Raw genomic sequence first — 19,122 nt, 5'->3', positions numbered from 1 at the left:
AAGCTTTTTGATTTACCCGATTCACACTGGCACGGTCATCGGAGCCGTAAGGACGGAAGAGAGGTAGGGCTTTCGTTGTTTTGAGGTTCAAAAACGCTATATCTATCTTTTCCCAGATGAAATGTCTTTAGGGAGAAAGAATTCGAATAAGGTTATAAAACCACCGACATGAAGTCATGTTGGACAAATACAATATGGAAACCATAACGGCCGCCTACACAGGTGGCTTTTTTTACTTTTTTCTAGCTTCTCTACTCTCTTGAGAAAGACATAAATCTTTTTACTGGAAATTTACTTGCCGTTACGCCCCTATGACTTTAAAATAGAGTTCCATGACAAGTTGAGCTGACGACTCCCACGGCAATTCATATGAACATGGGAATCTGGATCATACTACAAGGCAGTACACTTGTCTGGGTATGTTATCCAAGCTATTTTTATTGTGAAAGGGGTGCATCTCAGATGAGCCCAAGTATCTTGGCACCGTCAGAAACCGAACAACATCAGCAAATATCCTCTCAATTGTTACATTGGATTGAACAATTTCAGGAAGCAACTTCCCAAGGGAAGTGCGCCGACTATATACCTGCACTACGCGATATGAATTCACAGCAGCTAGGCGTTACCGTGATTGGCACAGATGGAACTATGATTACTGCCGGTGATTGTGAAGCACCGTTCACGTTGCAAAGCATCTCTAAAGTACTCAGCCTCATCGCGGTATGTATGGAGTATGGAATTCCTCATGTATTGCAACGAGTTGATGCAGAGCCTACTGGTGATGCTTTTAATTCTATTATTCGACTAGAAATGAGCAAACCAGGTCGTCCCTACAACCCGATGATCAATGCAGGAGCCATTACAGTATCTTCCATGCTAGCTGGTGATTCTGTTACACAAAAAATGAATTCGCTCAACAACCTGTTTGTCCAGCTAATTGGTACAGCACCCGTGCTCAATGAAGAGGTCTACGAGTCAGAATGGCATACCGCTCATCGTAATCGCGCCTTGGCTTATTATCTTAAAGATATTGGATTCCTAGATGGAGATGTGGAGGGTGCGCTAGAGGTATATTTAAAACAGTGTGCCCTAGAGGTAACAACCAAGGATACCGCCCTGATCGGCTTAATCTTGGCTCTAGACGGCTACCATCCGATTCGTCAGGAACAGGTTATCCCTAAGGACGTAGCTCGTTTCACTAAGTCCTTAATGCTAACATGCGGAATGTATAATGCATCTGGAAAATTCGCTGCCTTTGTTGGTGTTCCGACGAAAAGTGGCGTATCTGGAGGTATCCTCACCGCTGTACCACCACGCTATCGTTCCCGTGATTTACCTTTTTCCGATGGTTGTGGGATTGGAATTTTTAGTCCTGCCATTGATGATGTTGGCAATAGCGTTGCTGGTTCCCTATTGCTGAAGGAAATGGCTCAGCAATGGGATTTGAGTATTTTTTAGATGTAGATAGTGATAGGTTACAATGGACTCCGATAGATACGATCGGGGTCCTTTTTTATGCCTTATTGACCTAGCAAAGTGTCTTGCCCGCCCATTCATCCTGTATAATTGAGAGTAGAAGCTTTTATTCTCCTTTCTTACCTCTTCTTTCATAGAAACGATCAATTTGTATATAATCATCCAAAAGCTCACGTTATGGTTTACAAGTAAAGGAGATTGTTCCAATGAGTCAAGATAAACATGTAGAAATCTCTTCGGGTTCATTTATAAACTCGAACAAGCCATCCCCTCTATCATACAAACGCATCCTCATCGTCACTTCTGTATCAGCCGAACAAGAAGCGGTAATCCGTGGTTTAAACGGTGCAGAGGGCTTCGACGTTCTGATAGGTGGCGTTGGTGTAGCCTTTGCAGCCGCTAGTACAGCACGTATCTTGGCAACAACCAAGTATGATTTAGTCATCTGCGCTGGTATTGCTGGTGGCTTTGTAGGCAAAGCAGATGTGGCCTCCGTAGTGGTAGCAACCGAAATCTTGGCTGCCGATTTGGGTGCCGAGACCCCCGATGGATTTCTTAGTCTGGACGAACTAGGGTTTGGTTCTGCTAGAATCCCTGTAGACATTACTTTGGTAAACCGTGTAGCAGAAGCATTGCAGGTATCTGGCTTGCCAGCTCATACAGGCTCTGTTCTCACCGTCTCAACTGTAACAGGTAGTGCCGAGACAGCCACTGCTATAGCCAGCCGAGTAACAGGAGCGACTGCCGAAGCAATGGAGGGATATGGAGTCGCTACAGCCGCTCAGCAATTCGAAATTCCCGTTTTGGAAATCCGTACGATTTCTAATCCTGTTGGCCCACGGGATCGGTCTGCTTGGCGTATAAAAGAAGCTTTAGAATCTCTTGAAAAAGTAAGTTCAGTACTAGTGGAGGTGTTACGATGAAAATCGCTTTTTCCCCTTGCCCCAATGACACATTTGTTTTTCATGCTTGGACCCATGGATTAATTCCTGGCGCTCCTGCCCTAGATGTTATGTATGCAGATATTGATATCACCAATGGACTTGCTGCCAGTTTTACTGGTCCAGAAGTACTCAAAATTTCCTACGCCGCTCTACCTTGGGTATTGTCTGAATACGCACTATTGCCGTGCGGAGGAGCGTTGGGTAGAGGTTGCGGTCCCTTGGTCCTAACAAAAAACTCTTCTGATATTGATCAGCCAGCCAAACAACCAGCTGATCCGTCTGCCCTGTCTGGCAAACGTGTGGCAGTACCTAGTGAGCGCTCCACCGCCTATCTGCTATTCCGTTTGTGGGCAGCCCAAAATGTTCCCGGTGGGGTAGGCGAAACCGTTGTAATGCCTTTTCACGAAATTATGCCTGCCGTACGAGATGGCAAAATCGACGCTGGATTAGTAATTCATGAAGCGCGTTTTACCTACCCTTCCTACGGTCTTACACTCATGACCGACTTAGGCAATTGGTGGGAAACGGATACTGGCTTACCTATTCCACTAGGCGCGATTATTGCTCGACGCTCATTGGACTTGAATGCCATCGCTAGCTGGACTCGTGCATCTGTGGAGTATGCTTGGGCGCATCCAGAAGTGTCCCGAGAGTATATCATGCACCATGCTCAAGAGATGGACCCGGCAGTAACTCAAGCTCATATTAATTTGTATGTAAACAAATTCACTGCCGATTTAGGAGAAGATGGATATGCTGCCGTGACTGCCCTCTTGAGTCGAGCTGCTAACGAGGGACTTGTGCCGGAATTTGATCTGAAGTCATTACGATACGAACCCCGCTCTATCTAAGCATAAAACGCTTCAAGGCATAGACTGTCAACAATACAAAGCAACCCTTTGAGAGAATAGCTGGTTCCCCTTCTGAAAAGTCGTCAGTCATTTCAAGAAAGACTGCCCACCTGCAAAGAAATATGATAGTATTTATAGAAGGGAACAAAAGTTCTCTTTTTTCAAAAAAATGAAAGCTATTCAAAGAGAGGTATCACCTGTAGTACAAGTCATCCCTCTTTGTTTGCAGTAGGTAAGAGGGGGAGCATTTTGAAGTATAAAACACATATTGCTTTTTCAACGTTGGCTGGTATATGTGTGGCAAAGTTTTTAGATATTCCGTTTCAAACAGACTATGTAATAGGACTTGCTGTAGGAAGTTTATTGCCTGACATTGATCATCCTAAATCTTACATTGGTAAGAGGCTATCTAAAACCTCTCGTATGATGAGCAAAACATTAGGACATCGTGGACTGACACATTCTCTGCCGTTCTGGCTCTGTTTATTTGCTCTATCCTTCTTCATGAAAGAAAACTTGTTTCTGGGCTTGTGGATCGGGTACCTCTTTCATATCGTAGGAGATTTATTAACAGTTGCCGGAGTGCCGCTATTCTATCCTTTTAGCAAAGCTAGAATAAAATTGCCTCTAGCCTTTAAAACAGGAGGCCCTGTAGAAAAAGCCGTATGTATCGCCTGCCTGCTTCTCATTGTTGTATCGATGGACGGTAGCATGTTTGGCGAGCTAAGCAAGTCTTTGTCATATCAGCTTCAGTCCTTGGTAGAATTTGTTTCAGGTTTAATCTTTTCGCTGTTGGCGAATTGATTGTAAGCTACTATTTTCGAGTACATATGGTGTACGAACATGCACAAAGAAAAAGAGCGTCCTTCTTATTGAAGCGCTCTTTATTCTTTGTGTTGTTTTTTTTTTCACATGCTCAAGCATCAAGCTTATTTTCCAAGGAACTCTCAGACCCTATAATATTATTCAACTGTCAATAACTGCTCAAAGAACCCTCCGATTTCAAGCTCACGATCTATAAAATGCACCTCTAAGATCCAATCTCGCCGTCTGCCATCCTTATCAGGCTCTCTCATCTGAACCTTATTTTCAGAATGAATGTAATTCTCTACCTCGTCCCCTTGAATTCGCTCGTGTGGGAATTCTCCAATAAGGTGACCGGCGTGTGGACCTCCATATTCCCACCCATACTCCTCCGCGAGACGACACATAAATTCGAACAACTCACTTCCGGTGATGTTTGGTCTTGATTGAAAATAATCCTTTCCATTCTGCCAAGCTTGAGCAATATCATTTTGTAGCTTTATCTTATATGGATCATTTCCGAGAACGAAGGTCCGACCAAAATCGGCCTCCCACTCTTCAAAAATAGGGCCAAAATCGAGAAAGATAATATCTTCATCAGATATAGTTAAATCTGGAGGATTCTCTCGATAAGGATATAACGTATTTTTCCCCGTTCTTACAATCCGTTTATGCCAATATTTTTTGATACCAAACATCTGGAAAGCCAATTCATATATCTCCCGATTAACCTGCTTTTCAGTTACACCACCGCGTAATATTCCTTTCTCTTCTATCCGTATGAATAACTCCTCTGCTTTTTTCTCAGCATCACGCAAAGCCGAGTGTCTCTTCTCAAGTGATTGTTTCAAAGCTCCTACACCTCTCTATTATTAGATCAAATTTTCAAATGATTCCGATTAATATTTTCGTTTTTATTGACAGTTTTGAACTTTCATCCGCCAAATCACATATAATGTATTGTAAGAGATTGCTTTTTCTTTTTCCATATCATTAGACTTTTTTCTTACTTACTTCATATGAAAAGGAAGACAACTATGATCATTCGAAAGTTTAAAGAATCTGATACCGAGCAACTGGTTTCTCTCTTCTACGAAACGGTTCATACTAGTAACGCACAAGATTACTCACAAGAACAACTCGATGCTTGGGCTCCAGAAGACGAACGAGTCAGCAAGGTTATCAGTTGGCAAGAATCTTTACGTCATAATAGCACGTATGTCGCAGAAATAAGAAATACACTCGTTGGATTTTGTGACATGACGGCTCAAGGTCATTTAGACAGGCTTTATATCCATAAAGACTTTCAAAGACAGGGAATTGCTTCAGCTCTATTGGGTTTTATTGAAAGAGAAGCTAGAGAACGTGCACTTGTTACAATAACTACAGAAGCAAGCATTACTGCTAAACCCTTTTTCGAACATCATGGGTATCAGACCGTTCAAGCCCAAGCTGTAACACGACGAGGGATTCTATTAGTTAATTATCAAATGAACAAGGAAATCATGCCTATTCTAGATGAAAAAGCATGTAGTAACACACAAGTATACACTAGAAAAACGTCATTCTATCATGAATGACGTTTTTCATCCCCTATTCCCTCACAAGCATTCTACACCAAACTTCCTACACCAAATCGTGCTTCTGCCCTTACTTGCAATTGATTTCGATCGATCTTTCCATTAGCGAGGACCGGCAAATCAGCAATCACTTCATAAAAATTTGGTCGACACGGCTCATCTACTCTATCTTTTACAAATAAGTCAATTTCACTTTTCGTAATAGAGTCATCCCCAACCAAAAAAGCACACAATCGATTTCCACGTGTCGGATGCGAGATTCCCACAACAGCTACGTCTTTTATCCCCTTATGTTCTCTTATGGTTCTTTCTACATATTCCGGACTGACATTATATCCATTGACAATAATGATATTCTTTTTTCTTCCCAAGATGGTTACGTACCCTTGCTCATCTCTCGTTGCCATATCACCAGTAGGCAACCATCCTTTATCAAGCACAGAAGCATCTACTTGCCCATCCGCATAGTATCCTAGCATAACAGAAGGACTTCGCACCCACAGCTCCCCTTCCTTGGAAAAGGTAAGCTCTGTCCCAACAAGTGGTTTGCCAACCGTTCCTTGACAATAATCATACGGACGATTCAGTGAAACATTGGGGCCTGCTTCCGTCAATCCATAGCCGTCCAATATAGGGACTCCTGTCATCTCCACCCATTGTTGAACAAAAGCGTGGGTAAGTAAATCTCCTCCACATCCCCATCCTTTTACACCGACTTCTCCAATCTCTCTCTGTTGCTTTACTAGATAGGGAAGCATGGATTGATAGAAAAAAGGAGCACTTTCTACCCATGTGACCTTCTGTTCGTGTAATAAGGCAAGTATGGAGCGTGGTCGTAAATTAGCAGGGAGGACCAAATCCATGCTATTTTGTTCTAAAACTCCCACAATGCTTAATCCGTATGCTCCCCAAAGTGGCAAAGTGAAGAGGAGTCGATCACCTTTCATATACCCGAATACTCGTGTAGTCTCCCGTTTCTGATATTCAATCCCCTCTTTGCTCCACACTACATAGTTAGGCATCCCTAAAGTAGAGCCTGAGGTTCTACATATGAGTGCAGTGTTATTAGGAACATTCTTTTCCTGTACAAAGGAAAGCTTCTCAATTTGTATCTCATAATGATCGGTTGTATAGCAGACATAATCAGCTCGGACTATTTCCAGCTGTTTACCTAATTCGGCAACCTTTCCGATCATGATAGGAATGGCTCCCAACTCTTTGCAAGCATAATAGGAAATTAACCACGAGATAGGCTCATGGATAGCAATCGCAACCAGATTCCCGGCAGAGACTCTCAGACGATTCATATTCAGCATAAGCTGTTGCATTTCTTGTTTTACAAGGGCTGTATAAGGTGTACTACCAACAAAAACCTCATAGTTGATCAAGCAGCTTCCTCCCTTCCTTGGGAGATCATATTTGGATTGTTTTTATAGGTTCTAGTAAAGAAGTGTGAGAGTGCCTGTAAAGAAATTCAGTAAAGAAGTGATCCTCTTGCATCTCCACTTGCTTTACTGCCTCAATCGTTGTTACTAAAAACTTTTCAGGTGGGGATTGTCTCAGAATATGCTTCATCAGACCAATACTGATTACTTCCCATCGCTTTACAATTTTTTCAAAACGATCCAGATCTTCTTCATAGACATAACCGTACAACATGACCAAATCTTTAAGCAAATCCAGATAGTAATAACGCATCAGTTTAATTTCCAGTACAGCTTGTCCATAGTCAGCAAGATGATTTCCTCCTAGTTGATCCTCATGCATATGAATGAAACTAAAGTCCTCCAATAACTGATTAACTGCACTTTTGCCAAAGTAATGTATGTCGTTATCTTCGCTGATGATAACCCCACGTATATATTCAAAAGCGACGGTAACAGCCGTACTCTCCATTAGTTTACGTACGTCACATGGCTCCATTTTGCATGTTTGATATAGCTGTAGCATCCCATACTCTTTTTTGCCCTGTATCAGCGAATTGTTTGCCAATTCCTTAATACCTCGATCTCCCCGCCAGCACGCTTCAAAGTCCTGAAGTTGAATGGCCCCAACATAATCTCCTGGGACGCCGTCATAAATCCAAGCTCTTTGCTCATCCAGCCCATATACAGACACCCAATGCTTAATGACCCCAGGATGGAGAGTATTGTAATCCGTAAGATACTTGTCACTCTGATAATAAGAACTGTAAGGAAGATGGTAATAGGTTCCGGTAATCAACGAAAGCTGCTGCTTCTGAATGTTTTGAAGGATAGCAAGCTTCCCTTCTTCATAGGTTTCAAACGATATGTTCTCTACCCGATACCCCATATGCTCAGGGCTAACTCCATAGCCTAGCTTGCTTAAACGAAAAGAATCGATATATTCATCCCATAAACCATATTGCATGGTGATTACGTCTTTTTTCTTGGAATAAACCGTTACACCATACATCTCAAGATTAGGATGTAAGCTAAGAAAACTGGTCATCCCCTCATGCCTTAATCGTTCGTGCAGGATGACGTGCAGACAAATGGAATAATACGTTGCTTTCCTTTCAGGTGCAAATGGTTCCACTTTCATTGCTGTACGCTTCCTTTCCAAGGTTTAGACTCTAGACGTTACACAGAGTAAGAGCAATGACAATCAGGTAGGGATTGCTTGGCAGTATAACTTGCTTGATGTGCCCTGAATGTCGAAGAGCTACTTTCTGTAACCAAATGGTTCTTGGTAGTTCAGTAGGAATCATTTTCTCCACATAATAAGGGAGGGACATTGCTATATGCTCCCCAAACAATGGTGTTCCAGGTTTATACTGTTTCCAGTTAGTCAAACCAAATCGCACCTCTTCTTCTGTTCCATCAACATATTGAATTGTAAACTTGTCCTGATAGTCGCCGAAAAGAGAAAAACCTAGAAAAGCTAATGTTTGAAAAGAGCTTGGAGCGTTTACCGCAACGATTTGACCATCGCAGCCTATAACATCATAGTGAACTGTTTCAGTTAATGGGAAGGCAAAAGGAATTCCTTGATATGAAATGACTTCATCGCTCGGAAATATCTCCCCCGGAATGCTACTGCACACATGATCCAACTGGGCAGCTAGCGGTAGCTCTTGGGTTGATACTCCTTTTACATTAAAAACGGATGCCAAACCAATTATATGTGCTTCTGTCATACTCATTTGTTCAAGCACCTCAATCACTTATCGAGTCTAGAAATAGCTGGTTAGCTTCTTATACACTTCTTTTTCCTTCTCGATGATTTTATCCACCCAATCAATCTGTTTTTGAAAATTCGTGCTTCCTGTCAGCTTCGCCTTAATCAAATAATTTCGGAAAACAGCCCAAATATTTACCGTCTCTTCTACCAAAACAATAAGATCAGGGTCTATTTCATTGCGCACTGGACTTGTTTGATCCTGTTCTGCATATAAAACGAACTCCAGAAAACCATCCCGATAGTTCAATACTCGTTTTAACATTTCAAACATTTTATCCAAATGAAGCCCCAGATCTTTTCCGAGCAATCTCATATCTTGCTGACATGTAAGCAATGCTTGTTGTCCGCTAAGATAGCCAACATATCCGGTATCTGTACCAGTAATCTTGTCACATACGGAACGAAATTGCTGTAGAAGCAGTTCTTCACTGATTTGTAACGATGGCTCGGTCAATGCAAAGCTGTACTTTCCTTCCACTTCGTAGGATTGTTTGGTAGGATCAATCGGGAACCAATCTGAAAATTCGTATGGCCACAAATCAGTTATATAAAAACGCTCGGTTGTTGAATCATAATCCTGAATTAAAACAAAATGGGAGAAGATTTCCATATCCGTATACCACGGTAAAAACCTACCATCTACCACGGTAAAAAGATGTCGATTTTGCTTGATGGTCTCTATTACTACATCCAACAGCTCACGCTTTTCGTAATGAAGGAATTCTGCCGAATAAATTTTTTGTAACGTATCCGGAAAAGGCACCAAAACCTCTTCCTTTGCTGCTGTAAAATCATCCATGCTCCGATAATAAAATCCCCATCTGTCGGACAAAAGCCAGTGATATGGCACTCCAAATCCTTGAATATAAGAGCAAATCAGGTACTCCAAGCAGTCCAAGAATTCCTTACGCTTGTTATACATGACAGGGTGGTGTGTGGGAATAGCTAGATTCATTGGATTCCTCCTAGCTTATTGATACGTCTGAATGCATCATTTTCAAGCAAATACTCCCATGAGACATGATTAATGTTCCTTGTCTCCATACTGCAGCATCACCGTAATCGGCAAATCTTGATCCCAGGTAACTACCAGCTCTAACAAAGCAATCTTGTTTTGTTGCGTATATAGCCTTGATTCTTTCAATGCCTTCTGGTAATCATTTGGATGAGTCAATTTTGCATAATAGCCACCAACCGATCTCGTCAGAGCAGCATAATCATGCTCTATTTGAAAGGAACAACCTACTTCCACGTTGCTCAAGCTTTGCTGAAATCTTGGCCACGAGAAACCTCCATTATTGATCACAATAAAGGTGATACCCAGTTGATGCTCAGCGGCGCTACCGACAGCCGAGTACCCCATTTCAAATGAGCCATCACCGAGAAAAGCAACGACGTTGGCTTTTCTATCAGCAATCTTAGCCCCTAATGATATACCCATAGGCAAACCCAAGGCAGTTTGTTCACCAGGAACAACCGTACGACTTGGAGGCACAACCGTGTACACGGGATACGAATACCCCCACATGTCATGCAATCCATTATCTTGAACTAAGATGACATGCTCGCCAAATTCATGTTCGATTTCCTTCAACATGCTTCGAACAGGCGCCTCTGTATTATCAATTTCCCCCCACGCTGACAAAGCTTCCTGTTTTACTTCCTGCATTCTTTTCATCCAATCACTTTTGTTACTGGTACCACTTTTCATATACTCGCAAGACATATTCCATAGAAGTTGCAAGGAAAGCTGAGCATCCCCAAGTAACCTGCAATCGGCATAAACAGAACGCTCTAGCGACTCGTAATGACAATCAATATGTACAAAGAACGTATCGGATAGGGCTTCCTTCCAGCCCATCAAAGCTGTTTCCTCCAACTGGGTTCCGATCGCTACAATTAGATCTGCTTCAAAAAGGAGCTGCTTGATTTGGGGTAACGTATAAAGTCCTACATTTCCAAAAGCATTAGGATGCCTCTCATCTACGATTCCTCTACCAGATGCTGTAGTAAAGATTGCTACCCCATGAGCCTCTGCTAGGGAGATCGTCAGCTCAGACACTAGCGGACGATGTTGGCAGCCTCCTCCTAGCAGGAATACAGGACGCCTTGCGTTAGTTAGCTCAACGAATACATCACGCATCCTTTTTTCTTCCGGTTGAGAAAAAATGGGGCCCCATTCATGAAGGTTCTTTTTGTCAGCATCTGAGAAAGATTCATCAATTACATCCTCCCACGTAAGATCATCTGGAATTTCAATATAAACAGGACCAGGTTTTCCATTAACAGCTACAAAGAAAGCGCGTCGTAAAGCCCAAACTGCTTTCGATGAATGTTCCACACGATAGCTCCACTTAGTCACAGATTGCATCATAGCAATGGAGTTTGCCTCTTGAAATGCTCCTTCTCCACGCATGTTCCGCGCTGTGGCATTAGAGATAATGACTAAAGGTACAGCGGCCGAGTATGCCTCCAAAACACCCATGATGCAATTTGCAATTCCTGGCCCAGGGCTAGTAACAAGCACAGCTGGACTCCCTGACACCTGAGCATGCCCCATAGCCATGCCGACCGCAATCCGCTGATCACGTGCTGTAAAAATTTCTAGCCCATCTTTTTTATAAGCGGACTCAATTAATCCTGCACCATCTCCCACCATGCCAAACAGCTTAGTTATGCCTTGTTCAACAAGTACACTTGCATAAGCATCCCAGATCGTCCAACTTTTTGTCGCTTCCATAATCTTCACGCCCTTTTATGTTTTATGGATTATGTTGTTCTTTTTGTCCAAACAAAGCGGAAACTTCTTTGGAGATTAAAAGAGGCCGACTAGTAAATTGCCCTTGATGACACACGTAATTTGCTTGCAAACCATAACCACCAAATGGCTGATTTCCATTTTCAATATCATACAGGCTCAAATTCTCTGAAACGATATGTCTAGCACGTAATTGTTTTGCCAGTTCTGATTCTCCGAAAACAGAAGCACCAAGAGTGCTCTCTACACGCTCAGGAGCATGTAACCAATCCACCACTTCTTGTTCATCTCGATAGGTTACAACATGGAAGATCGGGCAGAAATACTCAATAACCTCACCAATTTTTTCAAAAGAGGACACGACAACTGTCGGCTCTACATAATTAATGGACAAATCCACTGTTCCCCCATAAACAATACGATCTTTTATGTGTGTTAGATAATCCTGTGCCTGTTCTGACAATCCCTCGTAAAATAAAGGAGCTATCGCATTACCTGGCTCGTTTCGCTTACCTATACGTAATTCTTTAATTTCCTGGATCAACGTAGCCAGAAATCTATCTTTGATGTTCTCGTGGACAAAATAAACATTAGGGCACATGCAGTCCTGTCCAGAATTATAGACACGGGCAGCCACAGCTCGCTTTGTAGCATCTACCAAATCTGCTTCTTGCCCAATGATAAACGGATTAATTCCTGCCCCGAAATACAAGAACAGAGACCTTGAATATGTTTCTTGCACCTTCAAACTATTCTCGTAGTTCCCAGTGAAGATAACCACATCCGGCTTCCCTGCCTGTTGTCTGAATTTCCGTTGTGAGATAGGGAGCAATTGAGACGGCATATCGGCCTGATTAATCAAGAAGTCATGAAGTTTTACCATCGTAGATAAAGCTTTTGTAGAAGGTCTGATTAAGATCTCTTTGCAATATAAACTAGGAATAGCGGCATATAACACGTAGGAGTACAATAAAACATTAGATGAATGATACACGGCGATTCGATTAATAGCAGGAGGATTGTAAAGAGCTATCTCGTGTTCAGCACCAAGCAAAGTAGAGATGGAGGATTCTATCTCAGCCTCCGCACTATCATAGGTGGCAATCTCCGTCAAAATATCAAGTAGTTCTTCCTTGTTTGTGCGCATTCCTGAAATAAGCTTGTCCAATCGTTTTAACTGCACGTCTCTTTCTTTTGTAGCAAAGACCATAAATAATAAGCCTCCTTATATTTACAAATATATAGCTAAATCGTCAGAATTTGCCGGATGTGAGCAGGCCACTCTTGGAGTTTCGTACCATATACAGCCAGCAAAGCATATACCCATCGGTCAACACCAAATGCAACACATCCAGAATGAAGAGTGAAACCATTTGGATCAGTAATGCCAAACTCTTTGCATAGCGTATCTTTCACATTATTAAAGGAAGCGATTGAAAAGTTGCCTGTGTCAGTCGAAACAATCAGCTCATATTTCATGTGGGCCATCAACTGATACTGACTTTTCTCAGCATGATGAGGAAAATAAAAAGGATCATGTGCCGTCTCTATATAACCATTAAATCCTACACTTTCAAATAATTGCCATATTTTATCTAAAAAAAAGAACCTTGTTTCTTCTACAAAGGATTCATTTCCCATAAAGACGAATTCTCTCATTCGAAAATTATGAAGTCGATGTTTTCCTAGACGCCATGGTGCTTCATGGCGAAAGCAAACTCCCTCTGTACTGATTAACAATGGTTCATGCAACGTTTGATTGGAATACTCCTCATAGCAATGAAAACATAGGGCTGGGGACAGCAGGTGTTCACTACAACGAATATGCTCCTCATAGTTATCTGTTTGACCAACCTGATTAAGTACCTCGTACTGATGAGGAAATTCGGCGACCACATACAGATTCTGTGGGAAGTTTTTCACATATTGACACTTTTCCAATGTCTGTCTTGGGATTAAAGACGAATAAATTCTTGTGCTCGCCTGTTTAGAAACCGCGTATTCCGCAAAAAGGCGTTGTAATGCCTCATATAGGGTAACAGCCGCCTCTTTTCGAACCAGCTCTGAAAACTCTGCTAGCATTTCTTCCTCATTGACTCGTACTTTTGTGATATCACCGTCCGTTTTTCGAATGATCCGATTGGGAAAGGCGCGGATACTCTTTTGTTCCTCTACCATGGTTTGAATGACTTGATCAATATGGGCTTCTTTACTTTTGTCAACGATATCAATTTCAATTTGCTTCGTTTCAGGATAAAAGGAGCAATGAGAAATTCCCTCCAGACTGTACACCAATTTGGAAGTAATAGCCTCCGCTTGCGATCGAGATAGGACTTCAGACACACGGTACTGTTTTTTCATAAGACCTCACTCTTTTCTGCATGAACTACTTTTTCGGCTTTTCGTTCATTAATTAAACCACTTATTTTCTCCACAGTTCGAAAATTTGCCAACAAGAGATCATCCTCGCTAAATTCCAGATCAAATGCTCGCTCTAGCGCTACAACTAAGCGGATTGTGGTCATAGAGTCTAAACCCATTGTTGTTAAATCATCATGTTCAGCAATGGGTTCCTTGATCCCAAGCATCTCTTGCAAGATTTCAAGAATCATAGCTTGTCTCATTTTCATTCATTCCCTTTCATAAAATAGTTTGTGCATTCGCCTCTTTTACAAGTGGAACCAAACGTTCTAAGCTCTCCATGATTTTCTGTTTTTCTAATCCAAAGTCAATCAGAGCCGCCACATGTGTAACACCTACCTCCTCCAGTTTTTTCAGTACAGTCGCACAAGTTTCTGGAGTACCCAGCAATGAATAATGAGGAGAATACTTCCTAAGCATCATCGTTTTTGCAATCTCCTCCTCGCGTTTACTTTCATAATGGGGAGTAGCCTCTGCCAAGGATAAGAAAGCATGCTGGTACTCAAAAAACGCATCCTTTACAATCTGTTCTACCACTTTGAGATCATGATCAAGATAGGTATGCAGTAGGATGGTTACATCTTTGCCTTCCACACTATGACCTCCATCCCGTAACCCTGCATGATACAAATCAATCTTTTGTTTTACATCATTCATGTCATTAAAAATAAAATGGGTTAGCAAATGGTATCCCTTTCTACCAGCTTCATAGCAAGTCTCTTTCGAGGAAGCCACCGTCACATAAATCGGTATTTGCTGCTGATAGGGTTTAGGAAATACTGTCGTTCCTGCTTCCCGGTCATTCCAGAGATCTTCAATCCGTGTCATTCCCTCCCACATTCGTTGTTTGCGATGTTCGAAATGCTCTGGATTTTCTTTGAAATCATTTGGATTCCAGCCAGAAGCACAGGAAATGCTTACTCGCCCTTTTGACAATTGATCTACCATTGCCCATTCTTCCGCAATGCGAATGGGCGAATGGAGAGGCAATATGACGCTTCCCACTTGAATGCGAAGTTTCTTTGTTTCTCTTGCTACCGCAGCGGCAAAAACAGATGGACTTGAAAATAATCCACCAAAGCTATGATAGTGCCGCTCAGGAAACCATACACCATACCAGTCATGCTCCTCCGCAAATCGGATTACTTCAAATAGAAATTCATAATGAGCTTGCATATCTCGAGGTGTATCATCATTCAAGTTGGAAAAGAAGCTAACCGAGAATTTCATCCATGTTCCACCTTTCTATGAAAGATCAACTGCTTGCACTGGAATAATTACGAATCGCTGCCTTCCACAATAAACGTGTCAAAAGTAACAATGCTAGTGGAGCAACAATACCCCACGTCATATTTACCAAGCTTAATTGGTTTAAGAGATACAGTGGTCCGAAGTTGCTCGCTAAAAACAGCGGAATAATGTAAATGCCAATTGTCTGGATTGTTTTGCTGTAGATTCTAGCTGGCATGTGCCCAAATTCCCAAATGTCATTGCTCAAATCGTTCACAGCGGATGTTTTTATAAACCAAAACGAGAATAGATGAGGAATTAACATGACTGTATAACTGATCACAATCCCTCCGATCAAGAATAGAACATAGCCTGCCACATTAGCCAAACTGATTTCAATCCCCAATCGACTCCATCCCATCACCAACAGCACACTTCCCACTAATAAGTTAGGTATCGCCAATCCGAAGTCTACATATCTCATCGTTGTAAGAAATTGTAAGGAAATTGGTTTTGTAATGTATAAATCGAGCTTTCCCTCATGTACATAATCATCTGAGATTTTGAAAAAGTTAACGACGAAAAGACTTACATAAACCCCTGTCACCAGCATAAATGTACCTGAGAATAATAGAATGGAATCTCTGCTTAACCCTTCAATGATCAGACCCGATTGATATATCACGAAGATATAAATCAGCTTCGCCAATACAAAACCACTCTCTACAATGACTCCAACAAAAAAATTAAATCGGTATTCCATCTGCGCCATCAGACAGTTTTTACAGAACAAATAGTAAATTTTTACTATTTTTTTCATTTCTTTAACCCACGCCATGTTTATCCACCTATAGCAATATATTTTTTAATACCGATACCCCACAATACCTTAGAGAGAAGAGCAAAAACCACAATCCAGAATACCTGTAGACCCATGCCTGTAACTAAATCAATTCCTTGGTACTTACCGATAAGCACATCTACTGGATAATTTACCGTATATTTAAATGGCAGGTAGTTCAGAAAGGCTAGAATAGTATCATCAAAGACATCTAGAGGAAAAATCCCTCCACTTAAAATCACAAGCAAAATCTTAGGGGCTTCAAAAATATAGGAAACATTCTCAAGCCAAAAAGCTATGGTGGTGATGCTAAAAAAGATAAAGAAGTTTAATACGAGAGCAAGGAAAAGTGTAATGAGGAAGTAGCCAATATTAACAAAGCTAATCTCTACTTGAATCAACCTATGTAGGATAAACAAAATGAGAAAAATTAAACAAAAGCTGACAACAATATAGATTAGCTTGGAACCAAGAAATGAATAGATTTTATATGGAAGATATCCAATTGGCCTAATTATAAATTTGTTAAGTCCGCCTTCTTTTATATCTTCCGCTACGTCATACTCAAAGCCAGCTTGTATGATCTTGGCCGTTACTGCCGCAATCAACGTATAGGTAATCATCTCCCGATAGGTATATCCAAAAACCGTAGAACCGGGACTTTGGCTCTCAAAAATAGCTGTCCACAAGTAAGTTAATATGGTGATGGAGAATACACTTCCCACAATTCCCAAGATAAAGTTAGCTCGATATTCAACCGCAGACTGTATTCCTAATTGAAAGGTATGGATGTATTTCCTAAAACTGCGCAACCTTCTCATTTTTCTCATCCTTCTTATACAAAATCGTAATACTATCTTCGATGGGGATATCCTCTACATTAATGTCACTTACGGGTAAATGTTCCAATATCAATTTGGAGTTTTGCTTTAGAAACTCACGGTCAAGCTCAATAAGACTTTCATATTCATTGTGTTCTCTCACAATCCCGTAAGTTTCTACAGCTGATTGTTGAACAGGAGAGGAAAATTGAATTTTAATTAGCTTCTTTTGGTTCAGCAATTCATTTACCTTATTTAAGTTGCCATCATAGACAATCTTTCCTTGATTGATGATAATAGCTCGTTTGCAAAGGTCCTCTACATCCTTCATGTAGTGCGTTGTCAAAATGATGGTAGCTTTCGTCTCTTCATTGTAATACTTCAAAAATTTGCGAATGCTTTTCTGAGAGATAAGGTCCAACCCAATCGTAGGCTCATCCAGCAAAATAACCTTAGGTCGATGAATTAAAGCAGCCACCAATTCCAGCTTCATTCTTTCACCTAAAGAAAGTCTTCTCACCTGTACGTCCAAAACATCCTTGACATCAAGTAATTCTGTTAGTTCCTCCAATGTTTTTTGATACTCACGATCTTCAACCTCGTAAATGAATTTATTTAAAAATAGGGACTCATTGGCGGGCAGATCCCACCAGAGCTGACTTTTTTGCCCCATAACAATAGAAAAATTCATTTTAAATTCTTTTTTACGTTCCCATGGAACATAGCCCATAACGGTTGCTTCCCCGCTTGTCGGATGCAATATGCCTGACAAAATTTTCAGAGTTGTCGTTTTTCCAGCACCGTTTGGCCCAAGAAAAGCCATCATCTCGCCCTCATCAATATCAAATGAGATCTTCTGTACCGCTTCTTTGACCAGCTTTTCCCGATGAAACAGATTTTTGATGGAATTGAGCAACCCAACCTCCTTTCTATAATAAGCATAGTCCTTCTGTAAGTTAGACACGTGTATAAAACTCATACTTCCTCCTACTTTCCGACACTATCGTATAAATTTTTTCACCATATAAATGCTTCATTTTCATGTTCTCACAACACCGGATAAGTGATTACCATAGACACATAGTTGCCGCAAAAACCAAAACTATTGATAAGAACAGACTCCACTTTTGTCTTCAATCCGTGTCCCATTACTGGCTTAATGGGGCACGCTGGATCGAGGTTTGTTAATCCAATAGTTGGTGGGACTACTTGCTTCTGTAAAGAAATAATGCCTGTAGCCAATCCCATTACTCCTGAACAACGTAGCAAATGTCCAATAGCACCTTTGTGAGAGCTAACTGGTATAGTATTGCCCTCTTTAATAGCCTCCGAAATTCCTATTGCTTCAATGAGATCTCCTTGTGGCGTACCTGTAGCATGAGCCTGAATGCAATCCACTTTTTCAAGCTGTGCTTCCTCCAGTGCCTCACGCATCGTTTGCATGGTGCTTTCCTTATCTAATTCAACCAAATTTGTTTCATACCCACTAACGATATGACTGATTCCATCTATCCATGCCAATGGCTGCTTTCCCCGATCTAGCAAGCATTCCTCCGATTCAAGCAGGATAACTCCAGCCCCTTCTCCTACTAAAATTCCATTACGCTTTTGATCAAAGGGACGTGCTGTCTCTGTTGAGATAGCCTTAACGATGTCGAGTGAAGCATATTCATACTCATTCAACAACTCTGCGCGTGCAACCATCACCATATCGAGCTGCCCTTGTGAGATAAGACTTCTAGCCATAGCAATCGCAGAGCTTACGGAAGAGCATGCTGCTGATACACGTAATACAGGTGTTTTCTCACGCCATCCATAAGGAAGAAACTCTAAAGGGTCTTTTACCCAAACCCCTGCCCTTTCTTCCAATACAGATGCAGACACACCACACACGACTGGCAAAATAATGGCTTTTTTGTAGCCACGCCATGTCTCTAGCTCGCACTCTGATTGTGCCAACGCCTCCTGCAAGGCTTTGTTTAACCAAGCTTCTGCTATCGATTCCTCCAACCTGTCACTTTGAAAGTCAACTTGTCCACCTACTTGGGATCGAAAAGCTTGAGCGTCAAATCTAGTCAAGGAGGTAAGCGCACTTTTACCTGCAAGCAGTCCTCTGGAAATTGTCTCTAAACCGAATCCATAAGGAGAAACGATACCAAGACCAGCGATGCCTACTCTCATACCCACGTTCC

At 41.6% G+C, this 19,122-nt stretch carries 20 protein-coding genes; 5 read left to right on the top strand and 15 right to left on the bottom strand.

The features are described 5' to 3' along the window. The first annotated feature begins 462 nt into the window (after positions 1-462). The 3 genes from EEL30_09430 to EEL30_09420 all read left to right on the top strand — a co-directional run bounded on the left by EEL30_09430 (position 463) and on the right by EEL30_09420 (position 3,271). Entirely contained in the window at positions 463-1,458 is a 996-nt protein-coding gene (locus EEL30_09430) for a glutaminase (GenBank protein QDX92524.1), read from the top strand. A 224-nt stretch (positions 1,459-1,682) separates the two neighbouring features. Then, a complete protein-coding gene (locus tag EEL30_09425) occupies positions 1,683-2,399 on the top strand; it encodes a futalosine hydrolase (GenBank protein QDX92523.1) in 717 nt (238 codons plus the stop codon). Continuing rightward, on the top strand, positions 2,396-3,271 hold the full coding sequence (locus EEL30_09420) for a 1,4-dihydroxy-6-naphthoate synthase (GenBank protein QDX92522.1): 876 nt from the start codon (positions 2,396-2,398) through the stop codon (positions 3,269-3,271). The genes EEL30_09425 and EEL30_09420 overlap by 4 nt, the downstream gene beginning before the upstream one ends. Here the strand turns inward: EEL30_09420 and EEL30_09415 are convergent. Beyond that, a complete protein-coding gene (locus EEL30_09415; GenBank protein ID QDX92521.1) occupies positions 3,264-3,455 on the bottom strand; it encodes a hypothetical protein in 192 nt (63 codons plus the stop codon). The two genes, EEL30_09420 and EEL30_09415, sit on opposite strands and share 8 nt — an antisense overlap. A gap of 65 nt (positions 3,456-3,520) precedes the next feature. On the opposite strand from EEL30_09415, the gene EEL30_09410 reads away from it, so the two are divergent. Continuing rightward, positions 3,521-4,075, top strand: coding sequence for a metal-dependent hydrolase (locus tag EEL30_09410; GenBank protein QDX92520.1), 555 nt, complete (start codon positions 3,521-3,523; stop codon positions 4,073-4,075). Between the two features lie 158 nt (positions 4,076-4,233). Here the strand turns inward: EEL30_09410 and EEL30_09405 are convergent, their stop codons facing one another. Continuing rightward, on the bottom strand, positions 4,234-4,926 hold the full coding sequence (locus EEL30_09405; GenBank protein QDX92519.1) for an aminopeptidase P family protein: 693 nt from the start codon (positions 4,924-4,926) through the stop codon (positions 4,234-4,236). A 186-nt stretch (positions 4,927-5,112) separates the two neighbouring features. On the opposite strand from EEL30_09405, the gene EEL30_09400 reads away from it, so the two are divergent. Then, positions 5,113-5,655, top strand: a complete 543-nt coding sequence (locus tag EEL30_09400; protein ID QDX92518.1) for a GNAT family N-acetyltransferase — start codon at positions 5,113-5,115, stop codon at positions 5,653-5,655. A gap of 32 nt (positions 5,656-5,687) precedes the next feature. Here the strand turns inward: EEL30_09400 and EEL30_09395 are convergent, their stop codons facing one another. The 13 genes from EEL30_09395 to EEL30_09335 form a co-directional block, all read right to left on the bottom strand. Continuing rightward, positions 5,688-7,043, bottom strand: a complete 1,356-nt coding sequence (locus EEL30_09395) for a long-chain fatty acid--CoA ligase (protein QDX92517.1) — start codon at positions 7,041-7,043, stop codon at positions 5,688-5,690. 25 nt (positions 7,044-7,068) lie between these two features. After that, entirely contained in the window at positions 7,069-8,220 is a 1,152-nt protein-coding gene (locus tag EEL30_09390; protein QDX92516.1) for a hypothetical protein, read from the bottom strand. 31 nt (positions 8,221-8,251) lie between these two features. Then, the gene (locus EEL30_09385) at positions 8,252-8,821 is read right to left on the bottom strand and encodes a hypothetical protein (protein QDX92515.1); all 570 of its coding nucleotides are present in this window, start codon (positions 8,819-8,821) and stop codon (positions 8,252-8,254) included. Between the two features lie 30 nt (positions 8,822-8,851). Beyond that, entirely contained in the window at positions 8,852-9,814 is a 963-nt protein-coding gene (locus tag EEL30_09380) for a hypothetical protein (GenBank protein ID QDX92514.1), read from the bottom strand. A 69-nt stretch (positions 9,815-9,883) separates the two neighbouring features. Further along, the gene (locus EEL30_09375) at positions 9,884-11,599 is read right to left on the bottom strand and encodes a thiamine pyrophosphate-binding protein (protein QDX92513.1); all 1,716 of its coding nucleotides are present in this window, start codon (positions 11,597-11,599) and stop codon (positions 9,884-9,886) included. 22 nt (positions 11,600-11,621) lie between these two features. Beyond that, entirely contained in the window at positions 11,622-12,827 is a 1,206-nt protein-coding gene (locus tag EEL30_09370; GenBank protein ID QDX92512.1) for an aldehyde dehydrogenase family protein, read from the bottom strand. A 35-nt stretch (positions 12,828-12,862) separates the two neighbouring features. Further along, entirely contained in the window at positions 12,863-13,978 is a 1,116-nt protein-coding gene (locus EEL30_09365) for an amino acid--ACP ligase (protein ID QDX92511.1), read from the bottom strand. After that, on the bottom strand, positions 13,975-14,241 hold the full coding sequence (locus tag EEL30_09360; protein ID QDX95716.1) for an acyl carrier protein: 267 nt from the start codon (positions 14,239-14,241) through the stop codon (positions 13,975-13,977). The genes EEL30_09365 and EEL30_09360 overlap by 4 nt, the downstream gene beginning before the upstream one ends. 16 nt (positions 14,242-14,257) lie before the next feature. Further along, entirely contained in the window at positions 14,258-15,268 is a 1,011-nt protein-coding gene (locus tag EEL30_09355) for an LLM class flavin-dependent oxidoreductase (GenBank protein ID QDX92510.1), read from the bottom strand. 25 nt (positions 15,269-15,293) lie between these two features. Further along, positions 15,294-16,106, bottom strand: coding sequence for an ABC transporter permease (locus tag EEL30_09350; protein ID QDX92509.1), 813 nt, complete (start codon positions 16,104-16,106; stop codon positions 15,294-15,296). 2 nt (positions 16,107-16,108) lie between these two features. Beyond that, on the bottom strand, positions 16,109-16,930 hold the full coding sequence (locus EEL30_09345) for a hypothetical protein (GenBank protein ID QDX92508.1): 822 nt from the start codon (positions 16,928-16,930) through the stop codon (positions 16,109-16,111). After that, positions 16,908-17,909 (bottom strand): ATP-binding cassette domain-containing protein, encoded by a 1,002-nt coding sequence (locus EEL30_09340; protein QDX92507.1) that lies wholly within the window; start codon positions 17,907-17,909, stop codon positions 16,908-16,910. The genes EEL30_09345 and EEL30_09340 overlap by 23 nt, the downstream gene beginning before the upstream one ends. A gap of 68 nt (positions 17,910-17,977) precedes the next feature. Beyond that, the gene (locus tag EEL30_09335; protein ID QDX92506.1) at positions 17,978-19,111 is read right to left on the bottom strand and encodes a ketoacyl-ACP synthase; all 1,134 of its coding nucleotides are present in this window, start codon (positions 19,109-19,111) and stop codon (positions 17,978-17,980) included. Positions 19,112-19,122: the final 11 nt, after the last annotated feature.

It is taken from the genome of Brevibacillus laterosporus, from assembly GCA_007833815.1.
Taxonomy (GTDB): domain Bacteria; phylum Bacillota; class Bacilli; order Brevibacillales; family Brevibacillaceae; genus Brevibacillus_B; species Brevibacillus_B laterosporus_D.
This window is presented reverse-complemented; position numbering and strand designations above follow the sequence as displayed.